The organism is Chitinophaga sp. NPDC101104, from assembly GCF_050277495.1.
Classification (GTDB): domain Bacteria; phylum Bacteroidota; class Bacteroidia; order Chitinophagales; family Chitinophagaceae; genus Chitinophaga.
Genome location: NZ_JBNNSF010000001.1, coordinates 1,791,185 through 1,807,993, shown reverse-complemented (window position 1 = coordinate 1,807,993; position 16,809 = coordinate 1,791,185). Strand labels below are relative to the sequence as shown.

The 16,809-nt window shown below is 54.7% G+C and carries 15 protein-coding genes; 8 read left to right on the top strand and 7 right to left on the bottom strand.

The features are described 5' to 3' along the window. Positions 1–192: 192 nt before the first annotated feature. Both ahcY and ACQKLP_RS07460 read left to right on the top strand, forming a co-directional pair. Positions 193–1,566, top strand: coding sequence for an adenosylhomocysteinase (gene ahcY / locus ACQKLP_RS07465; protein WP_427321536.1), 1,374 nt, complete (start codon positions 193–195; stop codon positions 1,564–1,566). A 148-nt stretch (positions 1,567–1,714) separates the two neighbouring features. Then, entirely contained in the window at positions 1,715–2,446 is a 732-nt protein-coding gene (locus ACQKLP_RS07460) for a pyridoxine 5'-phosphate synthase (RefSeq protein ID WP_423736174.1), read from the top strand. 75 nt (positions 2,447–2,521) lie between these two features. Here ACQKLP_RS07460 and ACQKLP_RS07455 read toward each other — a convergent pair whose 3' ends face one another. The 7 genes from ACQKLP_RS07455 to ACQKLP_RS07425 form a co-directional block, all read right to left on the bottom strand. Beyond that, positions 2,522–4,231 (bottom strand): hypothetical protein, encoded by a 1,710-nt coding sequence (locus ACQKLP_RS07455; protein WP_427321534.1) that lies wholly within the window; start codon positions 4,229–4,231, stop codon positions 2,522–2,524. A gap of 12 nt (positions 4,232–4,243) precedes the next feature. Beyond that, the gene (locus ACQKLP_RS07450) at positions 4,244–5,014 is read right to left on the bottom strand and encodes an ABC transporter ATP-binding protein (RefSeq protein ID WP_423736176.1); all 771 of its coding nucleotides are present in this window, start codon (positions 5,012–5,014) and stop codon (positions 4,244–4,246) included. Positions 5,015–5,054: 40 nt separating this feature from the next. Further along, entirely contained in the window at positions 5,055–6,122 is a 1,068-nt protein-coding gene (gene porQ, locus ACQKLP_RS07445; RefSeq protein WP_427321532.1) for a type IX secretion system protein PorQ, read from the bottom strand. A gap of 170 nt (positions 6,123–6,292) precedes the next feature. Next, positions 6,293–8,695, bottom strand: coding sequence for an endopeptidase La (gene lon, locus ACQKLP_RS07440; RefSeq protein WP_427321530.1), 2,403 nt, complete (start codon positions 8,693–8,695; stop codon positions 6,293–6,295). A gap of 207 nt (positions 8,696–8,902) precedes the next feature. Further along, positions 8,903–9,517, bottom strand: coding sequence for a porin family protein (locus ACQKLP_RS07435; RefSeq protein WP_427321528.1), 615 nt, complete (start codon positions 9,515–9,517; stop codon positions 8,903–8,905). 143 nt (positions 9,518–9,660) lie between these two features. Then, on the bottom strand, positions 9,661–10,647 hold the full coding sequence (locus ACQKLP_RS07430) for a hypothetical protein (RefSeq protein ID WP_427321526.1): 987 nt from the start codon (positions 10,645–10,647) through the stop codon (positions 9,661–9,663). A 19-nt stretch (positions 10,648–10,666) separates the two neighbouring features. Next, complete coding sequence (locus tag ACQKLP_RS07425; protein ID WP_427321524.1) at positions 10,667–11,962, bottom strand: metallophosphoesterase; 1,296 nt, start codon at positions 11,960–11,962, stop codon at positions 10,667–10,669. Between the two features lie 246 nt (positions 11,963–12,208). Here ACQKLP_RS07425 and ACQKLP_RS07420 point away from each other — a divergent pair, with 246 nt between their 5' ends. From ACQKLP_RS07420 to ACQKLP_RS07395, 6 genes are all read left to right on the top strand, one after another. Beyond that, a complete protein-coding gene (locus ACQKLP_RS07420; protein WP_427321522.1) occupies positions 12,209–12,895 on the top strand; it encodes a metal-dependent hydrolase in 687 nt (228 codons plus the stop codon). 43 nt (positions 12,896–12,938) lie between these two features. After that, positions 12,939–13,760: an AAA family ATPase gene (locus ACQKLP_RS07415; RefSeq protein ID WP_341843409.1), complete on the top strand. Its 822-nt coding sequence runs from the start codon at positions 12,939–12,941 to the stop codon at positions 13,758–13,760. Then, on the top strand, positions 13,744–14,649 hold the full coding sequence (locus ACQKLP_RS07410; protein WP_427321520.1) for a ParB/RepB/Spo0J family partition protein: 906 nt from the start codon (positions 13,744–13,746) through the stop codon (positions 14,647–14,649). Before ACQKLP_RS07415 ends, ACQKLP_RS07410 begins: the two co-directional genes overlap by 17 nt. Beyond that, complete coding sequence (locus ACQKLP_RS07405) at positions 14,650–15,324, top strand: DUF5683 domain-containing protein (protein WP_427321518.1); 675 nt, start codon at positions 14,650–14,652, stop codon at positions 15,322–15,324. Positions 15,325–15,345: 21 nt separating this feature from the next. Next, positions 15,346–16,062: a 4-hydroxy-tetrahydrodipicolinate reductase gene (gene dapB, locus ACQKLP_RS07400; protein WP_427321516.1), complete on the top strand. Its 717-nt coding sequence runs from the start codon at positions 15,346–15,348 to the stop codon at positions 16,060–16,062. An 81-nt stretch (positions 16,063–16,143) separates the two neighbouring features. After that, positions 16,144–16,560 (top strand): RrF2 family transcriptional regulator, encoded by a 417-nt coding sequence (locus tag ACQKLP_RS07395; RefSeq protein WP_427321514.1) that lies wholly within the window; start codon positions 16,144–16,146, stop codon positions 16,558–16,560. The last annotated feature ends 249 nt before the right edge of the window (positions 16,561–16,809 follow it).

Genomic DNA, 16,809 nt, shown 5'->3' with positions numbered 1-16,809 from the left:
AAGGTACCACGCTCCTACTTCAATGACTCCGGATACTGAACTGATAAGTGGACGGAATCCACCTATCGAAGCAAATGTATAATAATTATAATATTAAAACAAGTAATAATTATACTTATTTATCTATATATAATTACGAAATGCAGGTAAATAACCATTCAAACTGATGCAGATATGAGGGGATTTTAGTTTATGGGAATAGGTAAAATAAAGGTAGATTTGCAAAAAATTATTGGAATGTCAACGATAACGAAATCCAAGATTGATTTGAGCCTCAAGTACAAAGTCGCAGATATGTCACTGGCTGATTGGGGACGCAAGGAAATCCAGTTAGCGGAAGCTGAAATGCCCGGCCTTATGGCCCTGCGGGAAGAATACGGTAAATCCCAGCCCCTCAAAGGCGCCCGCATCGCCGGCTGCCTGCATATGACCATTCAGACGGCCGTGCTGATCGAGACCCTCGTAGCCCTCGGCGCTGAAGTGCAATGGTCTTCCTGCAACATCTTCTCCACGCAAGACCATGCCGCCGCCGCCATCGCCGCCGCCGGTATCCCGGTATACGCCTGGAAAGGCATGAACGAAGAAGAATTCAACTGGTGCATCGAGCAGACGCTGTTCTTCGGCTCTACCGACCGCCCCCTGAACATGATCCTCGACGACGGTGGCGACCTCACCAACATGGTGTTCGACGTATATCCCGAGCTGATCCAGCACATCAAGGGCCTCAGCGAAGAAACCACCACCGGTGTTCACCGCCTGTACGAGCGCATGAAAGCAGGTACCCTGCCCATGCCCGCCATCAATATCAACGACTCCGTTACCAAATCCAAATTCGATAACAAATATGGCTGCCGCGAATCCTGTGTAGATGCGATCCGTCGCGCTACAGACGTGATGATCGCCGGTAAAGTGGCTGTTGTGGCTGGTTTTGGCGACGTAGGCAAAGGCTCCGCAGAATCCCTCTCCGGCGCAGGCGCCCGCGTGATCGTTACCGAAATCGACCCCATCTGCGCCCTCCAGGCCGCTATGGAAGGTTATGAAGTGAAAAAAATGGCTGACGCCGTGAAAGAAGCCGATATCATCGTAACCACCACGGGTTGCCGCGATATCATCACCGGCGAGCACTTCAAAGCCATGAAAGACAAAACCATCGTCTGCAACATCGGCCACTTCGACATCGAAATCGACGTTGCCTGGCTGAACAAGAACTACGGCAATACCAAAGTGGTGATCAAACCGCAGGTAGACAAATACACCATCGACGGGAAAGATATCATCCTCCTCGCCGAAGGCCGCCTCGTGAACCTGGGCTGCGCCACCGGCCACCCGTCTTTCGTCATGTCGAACTCCTTCACCAACCAAACCCTCGCCCAGCTGGAGCTGTGGACGAACACCGAGAAATACGAAAACAAGGTGTACGTTCTCCCCAAGCATCTCGACGAGAAGGTTGCCCGCCTCCACCTGAAAAAAATCGGTGTGGAACTGGACGAGCTCACCACCGTTCAATCCGAATACCTCGGCATTCCCGTTGCAGGTCCCTTCAAACCGGAATACTATCGCTACTAACAGCGGTTTTACCGATATCACGAAGCAGCCTCCGCAAGGGGGCTGCTTTTTTTATCCACCAACACCCCTCATCACCCCGCCAGTTACGCTCGTCATTTTTATCCCCCACATCGCCGCGTTCCTCCCCTATAAATCGTAATTTTGCGGCATGACTAAGCTGAGTGTAAACATCAACAAGTTTGCGACGCTGCGCAATGCCCGCGGCGGCAATCTTCCGGATATTTTGAAAGTAGCGCAGGATTGCGAAGCATTCGGCGCAGACGGGATCACTGTTCACCCGCGGCCAGACGAGCGCCACATCCGTTACCAGGACGTCCGCGACCTGAAACCGCTCGTCACCACCGAATTCAACATCGAAGGCTACCCTGCCCCCGATTTCATGGACCTCGTGCTGGACGTAAAACCCCACCAATGCACCCTCGTCCCCGATCCGCCGGGCGTCCTCACTTCCAATAACGGGTGGGACACCGTCACTTACCAGTCGTTCCTCAAAGACGTCATCGGCACCCTCAAAGCCGCCGGCATCCGGGTTTCCATCTTCCTCAACGCAGACGTCAGCAAAGTGGAAGGCGCCAAATCCGCCGGTGCGGACCGCATCGAGCTATACACCGGCCCCTACGCGGAAGAATACGCCAACGCCCGCACGCAACCGCAGAATTTCAGGCTCTTCAACGATTATAAAGACACGGCCCGCGCCGCCACCGAAATCGGGCTGGACATCAACGCCGGTCACGATCTCAACCTCGATAACCTGCGCTTCTTCAAACTGCACATCCCGCAACTGAAAGAAGTGTCCATCGGCCACGCCCTCGTTTGCGACGCACTGTACTATGGCCTGGAAAACACCATCCAGCTGTACAAACGGCAATTGCAGGACTAACCCCCTCCCACCAACGAAAACAGGCAGCGCCCACGCACTGCCTGCAACAATATCCAGAAAGCTGACGGCCGCCCGTCAGCTTTTTACGTCTTTCCAACCCGATTTCCGGTAAGAACCGTACAGCAGGTAAAATATGGCGGCGGATATCACCGCAAAAAGCGCCACGCTGCCGAAATACAGGACCGGCGTTTCCTTCCCCACAAACCCCAGCAGGAAATGCGCCAGGCCGATGATCCCTGGAATGGTCATCACCAGTAAATTACGCATCAGTTTCCCGGAACTTCCCGCCAGATCGGGCGCAGCGGAAAACGGCAGCTCGCGCAGCACGATGAGCGCATACAGCAGGCTGATCACCAATACGTTGATGAAACCCAAGATGAGGTCTGGCAGTATCTTCAGGCCCCAGATCGCCGCGGCGAACACGGAAACGCCTGCATATACCGGCAGCAAAAACTTCACCAGTGCGGCTTTCCAGGCACCCACGAGAATGGGCCCCGGCGCTTCCAGCGGCGAAGTAAAATACACCCAGGCAGCCTTGTATTTTTCGGAATACACCAGTTGGGAAATAGCGGTAATGAAAATGAAACTGCTCATGTAGATGAGGAACAGATAGATCGGCGTATCCCGGATCTGCCCCCATTTCTGCTGGAACGATCCGCGGTCGGAGAAGAAAACGATCCCCACGGTGATGACGAACACATACGCGATCGAAGGATATACTTTCAGCTTGAATTCCCGCGTGCGCGCCGTCAGCAGCCATACCAGCTCGAACGACAATTGTTCCTGGCCACCTTTGGCAAAAAGGCGCGACATTTTCCGGTAAAACGGCTCCTTCCCGTCCACGGCCTTAACCGTTTTCACGACCGGCGGCGCGGGATCGCTGGCGCCCATTCCCGCGATCTTCCGGTTGAAGCTCGGCGCCAGGAACCGCGCTACCACCCACAGGCACACCATGGGCGTCAGGAAGGCCAAAGCGATACTGAGCGCGGTGTTCGCCCGCCATCCGTCTACCAGCCAACTGAACGATCCCGCAAACCACCAGGTTGGCGCAAAGGGCAGCCAGGGAAAATCTTCGCTCCTGAACACGCCCTCTACCTGGATGTTCCGCAACACGCGCGGCCCCAGAAAGTACACGCCGAACATCACGATGGAAAACACGATCTGCATGGAGTTGATCACTTCCTTGAACCTTTCGGCCGAGGTGATCCGCAACACGAGCAAATAGGCGAGATTGATGAGGAATATCGCCAGGAAAGTCAGCATGAGCGCCAGCAGCGCAAACCACAGCCCCGGTAACACCCCGAAGAAATAACAGATATACAGGAAAGGCGATAAGCCCATCGGCACCGCGAGCTTCGAAATATGCAGCGCAATGTGCAGCAACCGGCTTACGACCAGCGTGCGGTCGCTCACAGGCCGCGGCAGCAGGATGTAATTGTCGCGGGGGTCGATCAGCACGTACGAAAAATCGGTGATGAGCGTGATGCACATCGTGAGCAGATAGGCGGAAAACCAAAGGAACGATTGCAGCCGGATATCGGTCCCCACCGTAAAAACCGACAGATAGATCATCCCGATGAAAAACGACAGCACCATCGTGAGAATGGCGCTGTTGCGCACCGGCTTCGTTGAGCTCTGCCGCGAGCCGCGGTTGTAGACGTTGGGACGGCGGTCGTCTATGCGCAGCTTGGTGTCGAGGATAGTGCGGAGTTGCATGACATCCACGCCCAGCATGCGCCAAAGTGGATTGAAAAGCGATACCATCGCCAGCATTATTTTATTCATGGGCGCGGTATTTTATTGGCCGAGGGCGTTGATGAACTGGTCTGCCTGTTCGCTGAGGCGCTGCTTGCCGGTGAGCCGGGCAAACACCTGCTCGAGGGTTTCGGTGCCGGATTGCTGCAATTCCCGGAAAGTGCCGTCGGCCACGATGCGGCCTTCGTCTATCAGCACGATGCGGTCTGCCACTTTCTCCACCACGTCCATCATATGCGAGCAATAGAAAATGGTTTTGTTCTCTTTTTTGAGCAGGGTGATGATTTCCTTCACGATGATCACGGCGTTGGCGTCCAGCCCGGAAAGCGGCTCGTCGAGGATGACGATCTGCGGATTGTGGAGCAGGCCGGAAATGATGAGGACTTTCTGCCGCATGCCTTTGGAGAACGTATCCATGCGCTGGTCTTTGTTCTCCAACAGTCCGAACGCCTGGAGCATACGCTGGGCGCGCTCTGCGATGGTTTCTTCATCAAGCCCGTACAGTTTGCCGGTGAACGACAGGTATTCCATGGGCGTGAGCACTTCATAGATCTCCGCGTTTTCGGGCACGTATCCGGTGAGGGCTTTGACGGCCAGGGTGTTCTCGCGCAGGTCGTGCCCCATCACGCTCACATCGCCTTCATAATCGCCCAACAGCCCGATGAGGATTTTCACGGTGGTGGATTTACCGGCGCCGTTGGGACCGATGTAGCCGATCACTTCACCCGGACGAACTTCCAGGTTGATGTCCATCAATACCTGTTTCTTTCCGAAATGCTTGTTTAAATGCCGTATGGCGATAACTGGTTGCATATGCATGTTGATGAAAGATAATGCGCCGGGAAAATCCGGGTCAACGCCCCGCGCGCCCATCGAAAATACCGATTCCTGCCCATTGTTGCAAAGGAATACTGCAACCAATGTGATGAAAGCCCACCGCCCGCTGGTACCAGCTTCTCGCATACCGCAGCTGGAACTTCTTCACCACCACGCCCACGCCCAGCGAAAATCCGCTCATGCCGCGGCGCTCCGGCAGCGAGAGCTCCTGCCGCCGTAAATGATTGTAGGCGCCGGTGATCTCCAGGTATTTGCCGATGTTCCATTGCGCAGCGAGCACGAAATGCCGGAAAAGGTTGTCGATCCCAGATCCGCCCGCGCGCAGGGTATCGCCGTTCTCGATGCGGATATCGTCGCGCAGGTCGGGGCCGCTGTAGCGGATATCGAACTGGTGAAGATGATGGATGGTGGCAGACAGCTGGATCGGCACATGCGCGAGTCGCTTCGAAATACCGACCTGGAGGTCAAAAGGCAGGGTTGCGCTTTCGCTAGCGGCGTATTTTGAGAACTGCGTGCCCATGTTCATGGCTACGAGCCCGGCCTGCCAGCCCCGCGCGGAATCGGTGAACGTGATGCCGACGTCGGCCGCGAGGCCGGTGGAGCTGTAGTCGAAATACCTGGAGCGGATGTATTTCAGCGTGAGGCCGTAATGCCATTTTTCGAGGTAGCGGCGGGAGGCGGTCAGCTGGAAGGAAAAATCCACCGGCCGGAAGGTCCCCATCACATTCCCGGTCACATCGGTATGCTGCATCTGCCCGTACCCCACGTACTGAAGGCTCGCGGCGAATGAAGTCCGGATCCCGGGCGCATACGCGCCGAAGGCGGCATGCCCATACTTGATGCCACCGTTGTACCCGGCCATGTTCACCTGCAACTGCCCGCCCATTTCGGGCCGGAGCAGCCCGGGGTTAAGTAGCGCCGTGCTCACATCATTGCCCTGGATGGCCACGTTGGCGCCTCCCAGCGCGGTGATCTGCGGCGAGGGCGGCAGTTCCAGGAAAGCGTACGAGCTCCGCCCTCCCAGCAACTGGGCGGCGGCGGCGAACGGCAGGAACAACCATATGAGGAGGAACCGGATCTTCACAGGAAATGGCAAAGGATTACGGCCGTTAAGTTACAACTTGGGCCGAATAAAAAAGAATAAAGCCACCCTTCCCGGATGGCTCTATTCAAACCCTTAAACAATCAACATGCGCTCACTTTTTCAAGTGAACTTGGTGGCACGGTTGCGTCAGGAGTAACGGACCGTGCGTCCTACCTCTTCAATAACGCAATTTCGAGCACTTGGTTCATTTCGCGCACATAATGAAACTTCAGCCCCTTGATATAGTCGGGGTTGATGTCCTGGATATCTTTTTCGTTCTGCCAGCAAAGGATGATCTCCTTGATTCCGGCGCGCTTGGCGGCGAGGATCTTTTCCTTGATACCGCCCACAGGCAACACCTGTCCACGGAGCGTAATCTCGCCCGTCATGGCCAGGTACGGTTTCACGCGGCGACCGGTATACACCGAGGCCAGCGCCGTGAGCATGGTAATACCCGCGCTGGGACCATCTTTCGGTACCGCTCCTTCCGGAACGTGGACGTGGATGGTCTTTTGCTGGAACACTTTCGGATCGATCTTGAAGTTCAGCGCGTTGGCCTGCAGCCAGCTGAGCGCTGTTACGGCCGATTCTTTCATCACATTGCCCAGGTTACCGGTCAGTTTCAGCTCACCCTTCCCGTCTGACAGGCTGGATTCGATGAAGAGGATATCCCCTCCCACGTACGTCCAGGCCAGGCCCACGGCCACGCCGGGAGGATTGCCCGTTTTGTACATCTCGTTGCTGTACTTCGGCTTGCCCAGCGCCTGCGCGATCCTTTCTTCGGACACGGCCTCTTTCGGCGTTTTGCCAAGTGCCACGTCTTTGGCGAGGGAGCGCATGATGGCCGCAAACTGGCGGTCCAGCTCACGGACGCCGCTTTCACGGGTATAATTGGCGATTACTTTTTCGATCACTTTATTGGCGAACGATAACTTCACGTTTTCGAGCCCGTGCATTTCCTTCTGTTTTGGCAGGAGGTGGCGCTTGGCGATCTCCACTTTCTCCTCGATGGAATAGCCGCTCAGGTCGATGATCTCCAGGCGGTCGCGCAGGGCGTGCGGAATAGCGCCGAGGTTGTTGGCCGTGGCGATGAACAGTACCTTGCTCAGGTCGTATTCCAGCTCCAGGTAATTATCGTAGAAGGTGCTGTTCTGCTCGGGATCGAGCACTTCGAGCAGCGCCGAAGCCGGATCGCCGCGGAAGTCGTTGCCGATCTTGTCGATCTCGTCGAGGATCATCACCGGGTTGGAGGATTTCACCTTGCGGATCGTTTGCAGGATACGGCCGGCCATGGCGCCGATGTAAGTTTTACGGTGACCGCGGATCTCGCTTTCGTCGTGCAGCCCGCCGAGGCTGAGGCGCGCGTACTTACGGCCGATCGCGTTGGCGATGGAGCGCCCCAGCGATGTTTTACCGATGCCCGGAGGGCCCACGAAGCAAAGGATCGGCGATTTCATGTCGCCTTTCAGTTTCAGTACGGCCAGGTATTCGAGGATGCGGTCTTTGATCCGGTCCATCCCGTAATGATCCTGGTCGAGCACTTTCTTCGCCTTCTTCAGGTCGTAACTGTCTTTGGTATAATCCTGCCAGGGCAGGTCGAGCATCAGATCGAGGTGATTGTACACCACGGAGTAATCGGGCGTGCTGGGATGCATGCGCTCCAGCTTCTCGATGCCTTTGGTGAACAGGTCGCGCGCGGCATCGGGCCATTTCTTGGCTTCCGACTTGCGGATCATTTCCTTGATCTCGCGGTCGTTACTGTCTCCGCCCAGTTCTTCCTTGATGGATTTCATCTGTTGCTGGAGGAAGTAATCGCGCTGCTGCTTGTCGAGGTCCTGCTTGGTTTTGTTATTGATCTTGTTCTTGAGTTCCGCGAGCTGTAATTCCAGCTGCAGGAGCTTCATGAGCACTTCCGCACGCTGGCGGAGGTTGCTGATCTCGAGGATGCGCTGCTTTTCTTTCACGTCGCTGTTCAGGTTGCTGGACACGAAGTGGATGAGGAAAGGTGCGTTCTCGATGTTTTTGAGGATGATGCTGGCTTCCGACGGGAGGTGCGGGCTGAGGGCGATGATCTGCCCTGCCAGGTCTTTGATGGAGGAAACATAGGCGTCGAACTCCGAATCGCCTTCTTCCACTTCATCGCTGAGGATGTCGTATGTAGCCTTGAAATAGGGGTCTTCCGTCACGATTTCCTTGATACGGAAGCGTTTGCGGCCCTGGATGATGATGGTAGTGCCGCCATCCGGCATTTTGATCAGCTTCACGATTTTGGCGACCGTACCCACTTCGTTGAGGTCCGTCACCGCAGGTTCTTCGACATTGCTGTCTTTTTGTGCGACTACACCGATCATTTTGTCAGTCTTGTACGCATCGTTCACCGCCTTGATCGACTTGTCGCGCCCAACGGTGATGGGGAGCACCACGCCGGGGAACAGTACGGTATTGCGGAGGGGTAATAGTGCCAGTTCTTCGGGAATCAGGTCTTCTTCCTGCCCTTCTCCGTCTTCATTAAGCGGAATGATGGGCATAAACTCCATCTCTTCCTCTGTATTGCCCAAGAAAAATGTATTCATCTGTTAGTTTTAAGTATCGGGACAGAATGTCAGGATCCCCCCGGCAAAAGTCCCTGAAAATAGAACAAGCCTATATAGTCAACTTTAATGCCATTGCTGCGGGCATGCCAAAATAGGAAACGCGGGAAAGTGGTTGGGGGTTGCCCCGGGGCAAAAAAAAGACCGCCCCGTTTCCGGAAGCGGTCATCGCTCAGTTGTAGGTAAAACTTAGAGGGTAATACCTACGCCCAGTTGAATAGATTGATTCTTCCACTTGTCGGGGTTAGTACCATTTGAAAGAGAAATATCATTTACGTTGGACAGACCTACTACGTAACGAGCACTGATGTTGATGATCGGAAGCTGGAGCCAGAGGCCGCCCACCGCGCCGAAGTCGCCGCTTTTAAATGCCTCTTTTCCTTCCTGATACACGTTCCTTTTCTTACTTGTCATGATGCTGAACTGGGGGCCTACCTGCAGTTTGAAGCGGGGAGAACCCAGGTCGATGTTGGCGAGCACCGGAATGGAAAGATAATCCAATTTTGGCTTGTTTTCCTTAACGCCGTTTAATTGGTTGTTTAATTGAAATTCGTTTGTGTTGGTCACTTCGGTTTTGGAGCTGGAATAGATCAGTTCGGGCTGGATGCCGAATCCTTTCACCAGGTTGATCTGCGCGAAACCGCCCAGGTGCCACCCGAGTTTGAAGGCGTCGTCATACCCCGTTCCGTCGATCTTCCCCAGGTTGGCGCCGCCTTTGAAACCGAAACGGACCATTTTTTGGGCTTTTGCGGAGGATACGGTCAGGCCGGAGATTACAACAAGGGCCAAAAACAGTTTTTTCATATTCGATATTTGTTTAGTGTTAAGCAGCTAATTTATCTTGATGGGCTTGATTGCGAACCACTTCCGTCCATAAAGACGTACCCCGGGCCCGCAACCCCTACGCTCGTTGCAAAATCCATGCTAAAAGAAGGCTTGATCCGTTTTCAAAACGTAACGCTCACGTTGGCAGTGAAGTATCCCGATACGGAAGTGTCCGGGCCCTGCAACATTTTGAACAAAGTGAAAGATGGTGATATCGCAAACTTGCCGATGATGTAAGACACCCGCAGCCCCAGGTCCACCGCCCGCGGCTTGAACGCGCTTCCGTCAGACAAAATGGTTTCCGTAGCCTCCGCAACAGGCGCTCCCGGTCCGCCGCCATTCCCGTTGCCATTTCCATTCCCGTTCCCACGGCCATTATTCTTCTTTTCGCTGAATTTTTTGATGGCACTTCCCCGTGTCGCGTACCGGAAGCTTCTCATGCTCGAAAAATATTTCGCGGTACCGGTGGTCAATCCCGCGATGGGCATGATCAGCAGGCCATCGTCCGCCGTCAGCACGTCCATCAACAAAAACGGATGGCGAACGTCCACGATCACGTTGAAATCATTTCCGTGTTCCCTGGCGGTTACCGACGCTTCCTCCCGCTTGAGGCTCCCCCAGCCGAAATCGAGGCTCAGGCCGGGTTGCAGCCACCATTTGCGGTAAATGAAATAGGCGTACAATTCGTTTTTGATGGGCGTTTGCGGTACGTCGGAGCTATCGGCGTAGATGTACCGCGTGTAGGAAATCCCCGTCATCAAATCCCGGTTGCGCGTGTAGTCGTACCCGCCGCCCAGGTCGAATTCGAACCAGGGCCTGTTACCGCCGCTCAGCAGGTAATACGCCGCCGCATTGGCGAACAGGCCGCTTTTATGCGTGTAGGTGACGGAGGGGGAAAGGAAAGGCTTCATGTCTATAGGCCGGAAAGCATCCGCCGCTTTACCGCCGTACGCAGGGTTGTTGCCGAACCCCACTGCCAGGGTCACCTCGCTTTTATAACGGCTGTCCAGCAGCGAATCCAGCTGTCTTTCCAGTTCAGCGAGACTTTGCGCCCGGGCGAACGAAACCGGCAGCGTAAAAATGAAGATGAGGGCGACGAGGTTTTTCATCACTTGCAAAATACAGAACTTATACGAGTTCGATCACGGTGATCTCGGGAAGGATGCCCACGCGGCCGGGATATCCCAGGAAACCGAAGCCCCTGTTCACATACAGCCGTTGCTTGCCTTCCTCGTACAGTCCGGCCCACTGCCGGTAGATGTATTGCGCCGGGCTCCATTTGAAGAACGGGATTTCCACGCCGAACTGCATGCCGTGCGTATGGCCGGCGAGCATGAGGTCGATGTCGGGATATTCGGTGCGGACCTGTCCGTCCCAGTGCGTGGGGTCGTGGGAAAGGAGGATTTTGAAGGGAACTTCTTTGGTGCCTTCGTACGCTGCTTTCATATCGCCGAGCCGCGGGAACCGGGGGTTCATGCTCCAGTTCTCGACGCCCAGCAGCGCGATCTGCTGCCCGTCTTTTTCGAGGATCTTATTTTCGTTCATCAGCAGGCGCCAGCCCATTTTGGCGTGGATGCCCTTGAGGGTTTCGAGGTTCTGGGCCTTGAGGCGCGAGCGGCGGTTGTTATCGTAATCCGGCCAGGGATAATAATCGCCATAGTCGTGGTTACCGAGGGTGGAAAACACGCCCATCGGGGCGCTGATCTTGTCGAACACGTCCATGTAATCGTCCATTTCGAGGGAGCGGTCGTTCACCAGGTCGCCCGTAAAGAGCACAAGATCAGGCTTTTGCGCCTGGATGAGCTCCACGCCGCGCTTAACGGCTTCCTTGTCGTTGAAGGAGCCGGAATGGATGTCGGATATCTGTACGATTTTGAGGCCCTTGAACGCCGGAGGTAAATTCGGGTAGGCGAGCCGGAGCTTTCGGACGTGATAATTGTATTTGTTGGAAAGTCCGTACAGCAGCGTGCCCATGAGGGTGCCGCCAACGAGGAAGCCGGATTTGAGGAGGAACCGGGAGCGCGACATGCCATCGGTTTCGCGGTTGCCTTCTTCCCGGGCCTGAACGGCGGCGGCAACGGCCGGGGCGGAGCGGACCTTTTCCACAACCCACATCACGGCGCGGCGGCCATCGTCGATGAAGAGGAAGAGCGCTACCATGAGTTTTGAGAAGGAGAAGGAAAAGGCGAAGGTGAGGTAATAGGCCCTGGCCTGCATGAATTTGGCCCAGGGGATCTTGCCGTAGAAGACGATGGAGGCCATCACCACGGCGGAAAGCACCCAGTAAAGGGTGAATACGACACCCCGGAGCCTGGGAGCGGCGTTGGCCATCAGGGAACGGAGGGCGTAAAAAACGTAGGCGTCGAGCGCCAGCATGATGATGACGAGGAGTATGGTAGAGAGTAAATTGGGTCCGGCTCGCATAATATCGTATGGATCAATGATTTAATTATCGAAGCAATCCTGTAAAATTAGCACAATCGGGCTGATGGGGATGGCTTCCGTGGTAAGGAAGACGAATATCTGACCAAAAAATTGCAAAGTAAAACCTAAAAAAATGTGATTTTTCCCCAGCCGGCGGTGTGAATAAATAAATAGGGAGCATGGCCCGTTATTAGGTGATTCGTTGTATTTTTGTCCGATTAGGTCATATTATTATATCATTGCAATATGAAATTCACCTATTACGGGCATTCCAGTTTTGCGGTGGAAGTGAAGGGGAAAAAGATCGTGTTCGACCCGTTCATTACACACAACGAGTTGGCAAAATCCATTGACGTTGAACGTATTGAGGCGGATTACATATTCGTTTCCCATGGCCATGCCGACCATGTGGCCGACCTGATGGCGCTGGCCAGGCGCACGGGCGCCACGGTGGTGGGGGCTTATGAGTTGACGGAGTGGGTGCAGAAGCAGGGTCATGAAAAGGTGCACCCGATGAATACGGGCGGCAAGTGGCATTTTGACTTCGGTACGGTGAAATGTACCGTTGCGCATCATTCCAGCGGTTTGCCCGACGGCAGTTACGGGGGCAACCCGATGGGTTTCCTGTTCATGACCGGTGAGGGGAATTTCTATTATTCGGGCGATACGGCTTTGACGTTCGATATGGAACTGATCCCGCGGTGGGCGAAGCTGGACTTTGCGGTGCTGCCGGTGGGCGACAATTTCACGATGGGGGCGGACGATGCCGTGATCGCAGCAGAATTCATTGAATGCCAGCGCATTATTGGAGTACATTACGACACATTCGGATATATCAAGATCGATAAGGCTGCTGCACAGCAGTTATTCGAAGAAGCGGGGCTCACCCTGCTGCTGCCGGGGATCGGTGAAACCATCGATGCCATCGGCTGATATCCTATTTTATCCTATTAAACCTGGAATTTAAGACAAGACAATGGCAAGAATCATCGCAATCGCCAATCAGAAAGGGGGCGTGGGGAAAACGACCAGCGCCATCAACCTCGCCAGCAGCCTGGCGGTACTGGAGTACAAAACGCTGCTCGTGGACGCTGACCCCCAGGCCAACAGTACCACAGGGCTGGGCTTCGACCTGCGCAATATCCAGCAGAGCCTGTACGACTGCATGGTGAACGACGTGCAGGCCCGGGACGTGATCCTGGAATCCGACACGCCGAACCTGAAAGTGTTGCCTTCGCACATCGACCTGGTGGGCGCGGAGCTGGAACTGATCAACCATCCCAACCGGGAGCGGGTGATGAAGCAGGTGATTGACACTGTCAAAGACGAATACGACTTTATTATCGTAGACTGCTCCCCTTCGCTGGGCCTGATCACGGTGAACGCCCTGGTGGCTTCCCATTCGGTGATCATCCCGGTACAGTGCGAGTTCTTCGCGCTGGAGGGCCTGGGCAAGCTGCTCAATACGATCAAGATCGTGCAAAGCAGGCTGAATACGGACCTGGAGATCGAGGGTATCCTCATGACCATGTACGACGGCCGCCTCCGCCTCAGCAACCAGGTGGTAGACGAAGTGAAGCAACACTTCGAGGAAAGCGTGTTCAACACCATCATCCATCGTAATACCAAACTGGGCGAAGCCCCGAGCTTCGGCAAGTCCGTTATTATGTACGATGCCATGAGCACCGGCGCCATCAACTACCTGAACCTGGCGAAGGAGATCCTGCAGAAGCATAACTTTACCAAGATCAATCAAGAAGACAAAATATTAGCAATTAACGATGACCAATCCGAGTAAGAAAGAGGCGTTGGGCAAAGGCATCCGCTCGCTGTTACAGAATATCGACACAGACCTGAAGCAAACCACCGGTGCGCTTGCCGAACAAGTGGTAGCCCAGGCAACCGGCATCGAGCGGATCGCGCTGGATTTGATTGAGATCAACCCCAAGCAGCCCCGCCGCGATTTCGACGAGCAGGCGCTGCAGGAGCTGAGCCAATCCATCAAGCTGCACGACATCATTCAGCCCGTTACCGTTTCCCGCATCGGCAAAAAATACCAGCTGATCGCCGGGGAACGCCGTTTCCGCGCCAGTAAAATGGCCGGACTGAAAGATATTCCCGCGTATGTAAGGCAAGCCAACGACCAGGAGCTCCTGGAACTGGCGCTGCTGGAAAACCTGCAACGCGAGAACCTCAACGCCATCGAGATCGCCCTCAGTTACAAACGCCTCATGGAAGAGATCGACCTCACCCAGGAGCAGGTAGCCGAAAGAATGGGCAAGGAAAGGAGCACCGTTACCAACTACATCCGGCTGCTGAAACTGCCACCGGATATCCAGGTGGCCGTTCGCAACAATAAACTCAGCATGGGCCACGCCCGCACGATCATCAGCATCGAAGACGTAGACAAACAACTGTTCGTTTTCGGCGAGATCATGAAAAATGGCCTGTCTGTCCGCCAAACGGAAGAACTCGTCCGCAAGGTGAACACCAACGACAAGGCCAATGCGAAAAAACCGGCCAAAAACCTCCTGCCGCCGGCTTACCAGAAAATCCAGGACAACCTGTCGTCCCACTTCTCCACCAAGGTCAACCTGGCCCGTGGCAAGAACGGGAAAGGCAACATCCAGATCGAATTCTATTCAGACGAAGAACTGGACGCCATCCTGGAAAAATTATCATTGTAAGTGAAAAACAGCGCCCGTTTCCTGCTTTGCTGCCTGCTGCTCCTCCCCTTTTCGGGGCTCCTGGCGCAGACGGATACCGCCAACGGCAACCGTGTGTTGATGGACTCGCTCAAACGCAGGCCCACCACCACAGAAGTTGGCGTAGACACCGTATATGCCAGCCCGGCAGACAGTATCGTGGCCAATTACAAGCCACTTCACAGTCCAAGGAAAGCGGCGTTTTACTCCGCCGTGCTCCCGGGCCTGGGGCAGATCTATAACCGCCAATACTGGAAAGTACCCATCGTTTACGCCGCTATCGGCGTCAGCACCGGGGTTTTCCTTTTCAATATGGACAAGTACCGCGAGTTCCGCGGTGCCCTCCGCGCCCGCGTCGCCAATCGCGACAATCCCGACTGGGCAGACCCGTATAAGCGGTACCCGGACGGAGATCTGTCGTACCTCCGCGACGCCTACCGCCAGTATGTGGATTATTCCGTACTCGTGTTCGTGGCCGCCTACGCGCTCAATATCGTGGATGCCACGGTGTTCGCGCATTTAAGGCAGTTCGACATCTCCAACGACCTGAGCATCCGCGTATCGCCCAAAATGTTCGACAAACGGACCATCGGCGTGGGGCTCACCATCACCCTCAACCCGCAGCGGCAACGCTCCGGAGGGTTTTCTTTCAAATAATCACAGTATCCTCTTACAGATATGAAAATCGCACTCATCGGGTACGGCAAAATGGGCAAAGCCATTGAAGCCATCGCCACCAGCCGCGGGCACGAAGTAATTCACCGCATAGACATCAACAGCAGCCACCTCCTGGAGAAGGAAAACCTTTCCCAGGCAGACGTTGCCATTGAATTCACGACCCCCGAAACCGCTTACCACAACATCCTGAAATGCTTCGAAGCGGGCGTACCCGTGGTGTGCGGCACCACCGGCTGGCTCGAAAAGCTGCCCGAAGTGAAAGCCATCTGCCTCGAAAAGCACCAGGCCTTCCTGTACGCCAGCAACTTCAGCATCGGCGTGAACATCTTTTTCGCGCTGAACCAGCGCCTGGCCGAGCTCATGGCGGGACAGACCTCCTATTCCGTACGCATGGAGGAAATCCACCATACCCAGAAGAAAGACGCACCTTCCGGTACGGCGATCACCCTGGCGGAGCAGATCATCGACAAGCTGCCCGGTAAGAAAGGCTGGGTGAACGATGCCACGCAAGACCCTTCGCAGCTGTACATCCATTCCAAACGGATCGATCCCGCCGCAGGCACACATATCATTGATTATCATTCCGCTATCGACGATATTACCATTACCCACACGGCGCATTCCCGGGAAGGCTTTGCCGCCGGGGCGGTAACCGCGGCAGAATGGCTGAAGGGCAAGAAAGGGATCTTCAATATGAGCGACGTCCTCAACCTCTGATCTTCCCCTCCCCGCGAAAGCTGCCGTTTTTTGTTATATTTGTACAATTGAGAGTGCAAAAATTACTGGAGACTAAGGAATATGCTGTCTAAAAAAACACAATATGCGTTCCATGCCTTGATTTACCTGGCAGAGAATGTGGATAAAGGTCCTATACTGATTTCTGAAATCGCTTCGGAAAAAAGCATCTCCATCAAATTTTTGGAGAACATCCTGCTGGAGCTGAAGAATGCCGGTATCTTAGGCAGCAAGAAGGGAAAAGGCGGTGGTTATTATTTAATGCGCACGCCCAAGGAAATTCCGCTGGCGCGCATTATCCGCCTGCTGGACGGGCCTATCGCCCTGCTTCCCTGCGTGAGCCTCAATTATTACGAGCGCTGCGAAAATTGCAAGGACGAAGCGGTCTGCGGCCTGCACGAAGTGATGAGCAAAGTGCGCGACGCCACGCTTAAATTGCTGGAAAACAAATCTTTGAAAGATATCCTCACAAGGGAATAAATCATTCTCAGGGTTATAAGTACAGAGGCTGTATCGATGCGATACAGCCTCTTTTTTATTGGCGCGATTACCGCCTCAGGCTAAGAAATTACCAAATGAGCGGGGGATTTTGCGGGTTGAGTGGACGGATTTTCACCCAAACCCATAGAAAATACTCAGAAGTGAGTATTGTCAGAAGTTTCGGGGGCCGGTACCTTTGTTGCAACGGATATTTCTCCGTCAATGTATACCTGTTGTCATGGAAACAGC

Coding starts and splice junctions, on each gene's coding strand:
- ahcY (WP_427321536.1), top strand. CDS start 193: ATGGGAATAGGTAAAATAAAGGTAGATTTGCAAAAAATTATTGGAATG.
- ACQKLP_RS07460 (WP_423736174.1), top strand. CDS start 1,715: ATGACTAAGCTGAGTGTAAACATCAACAAGTTTGCGACGCTGCGCAAT.
- ACQKLP_RS07455 (WP_427321534.1), bottom strand. CDS start 4,231: ATGAATAAAATAATGCTGGCGATGGTATCGCTTTTCAATCCACTTTGG.
- ACQKLP_RS07450 (WP_423736176.1), bottom strand. CDS start 5,014: ATGCAACCAGTTATCGCCATACGGCATTTAAACAAGCATTTCGGAAAG.
- lon (WP_427321530.1), bottom strand. CDS start 8,695: ATGAATACATTTTTCTTGGGCAATACAGAGGAAGAGATGGAGTTTATG.
- ACQKLP_RS07435 (WP_427321528.1), bottom strand. CDS start 9,517: ATGAAAAAACTGTTTTTGGCCCTTGTTGTAATCTCCGGCCTGACCGTA.
- ACQKLP_RS07430 (WP_427321526.1), bottom strand. CDS start 10,647: ATGAAAAACCTCGTCGCCCTCATCTTCATTTTTACGCTGCCGGTTTCG.
- ACQKLP_RS07425 (WP_427321524.1), bottom strand. CDS start 11,962: ATGCGAGCCGGACCCAATTTACTCTCTACCATACTCCTCGTCATCATC.
- ACQKLP_RS07420 (WP_427321522.1), top strand. CDS start 12,209: ATGAAATTCACCTATTACGGGCATTCCAGTTTTGCGGTGGAAGTGAAG.
- ACQKLP_RS07415 (WP_341843409.1), top strand. CDS start 12,939: ATGGCAAGAATCATCGCAATCGCCAATCAGAAAGGGGGCGTGGGGAAA.
- ACQKLP_RS07410 (WP_427321520.1), top strand. CDS start 13,744: ATGACCAATCCGAGTAAGAAAGAGGCGTTGGGCAAAGGCATCCGCTCG.
- dapB (WP_427321516.1), top strand. CDS start 15,346: ATGAAAATCGCACTCATCGGGTACGGCAAAATGGGCAAAGCCATTGAA.
- ACQKLP_RS07395 (WP_427321514.1), top strand. CDS start 16,144: ATGCTGTCTAAAAAAACACAATATGCGTTCCATGCCTTGATTTACCTG.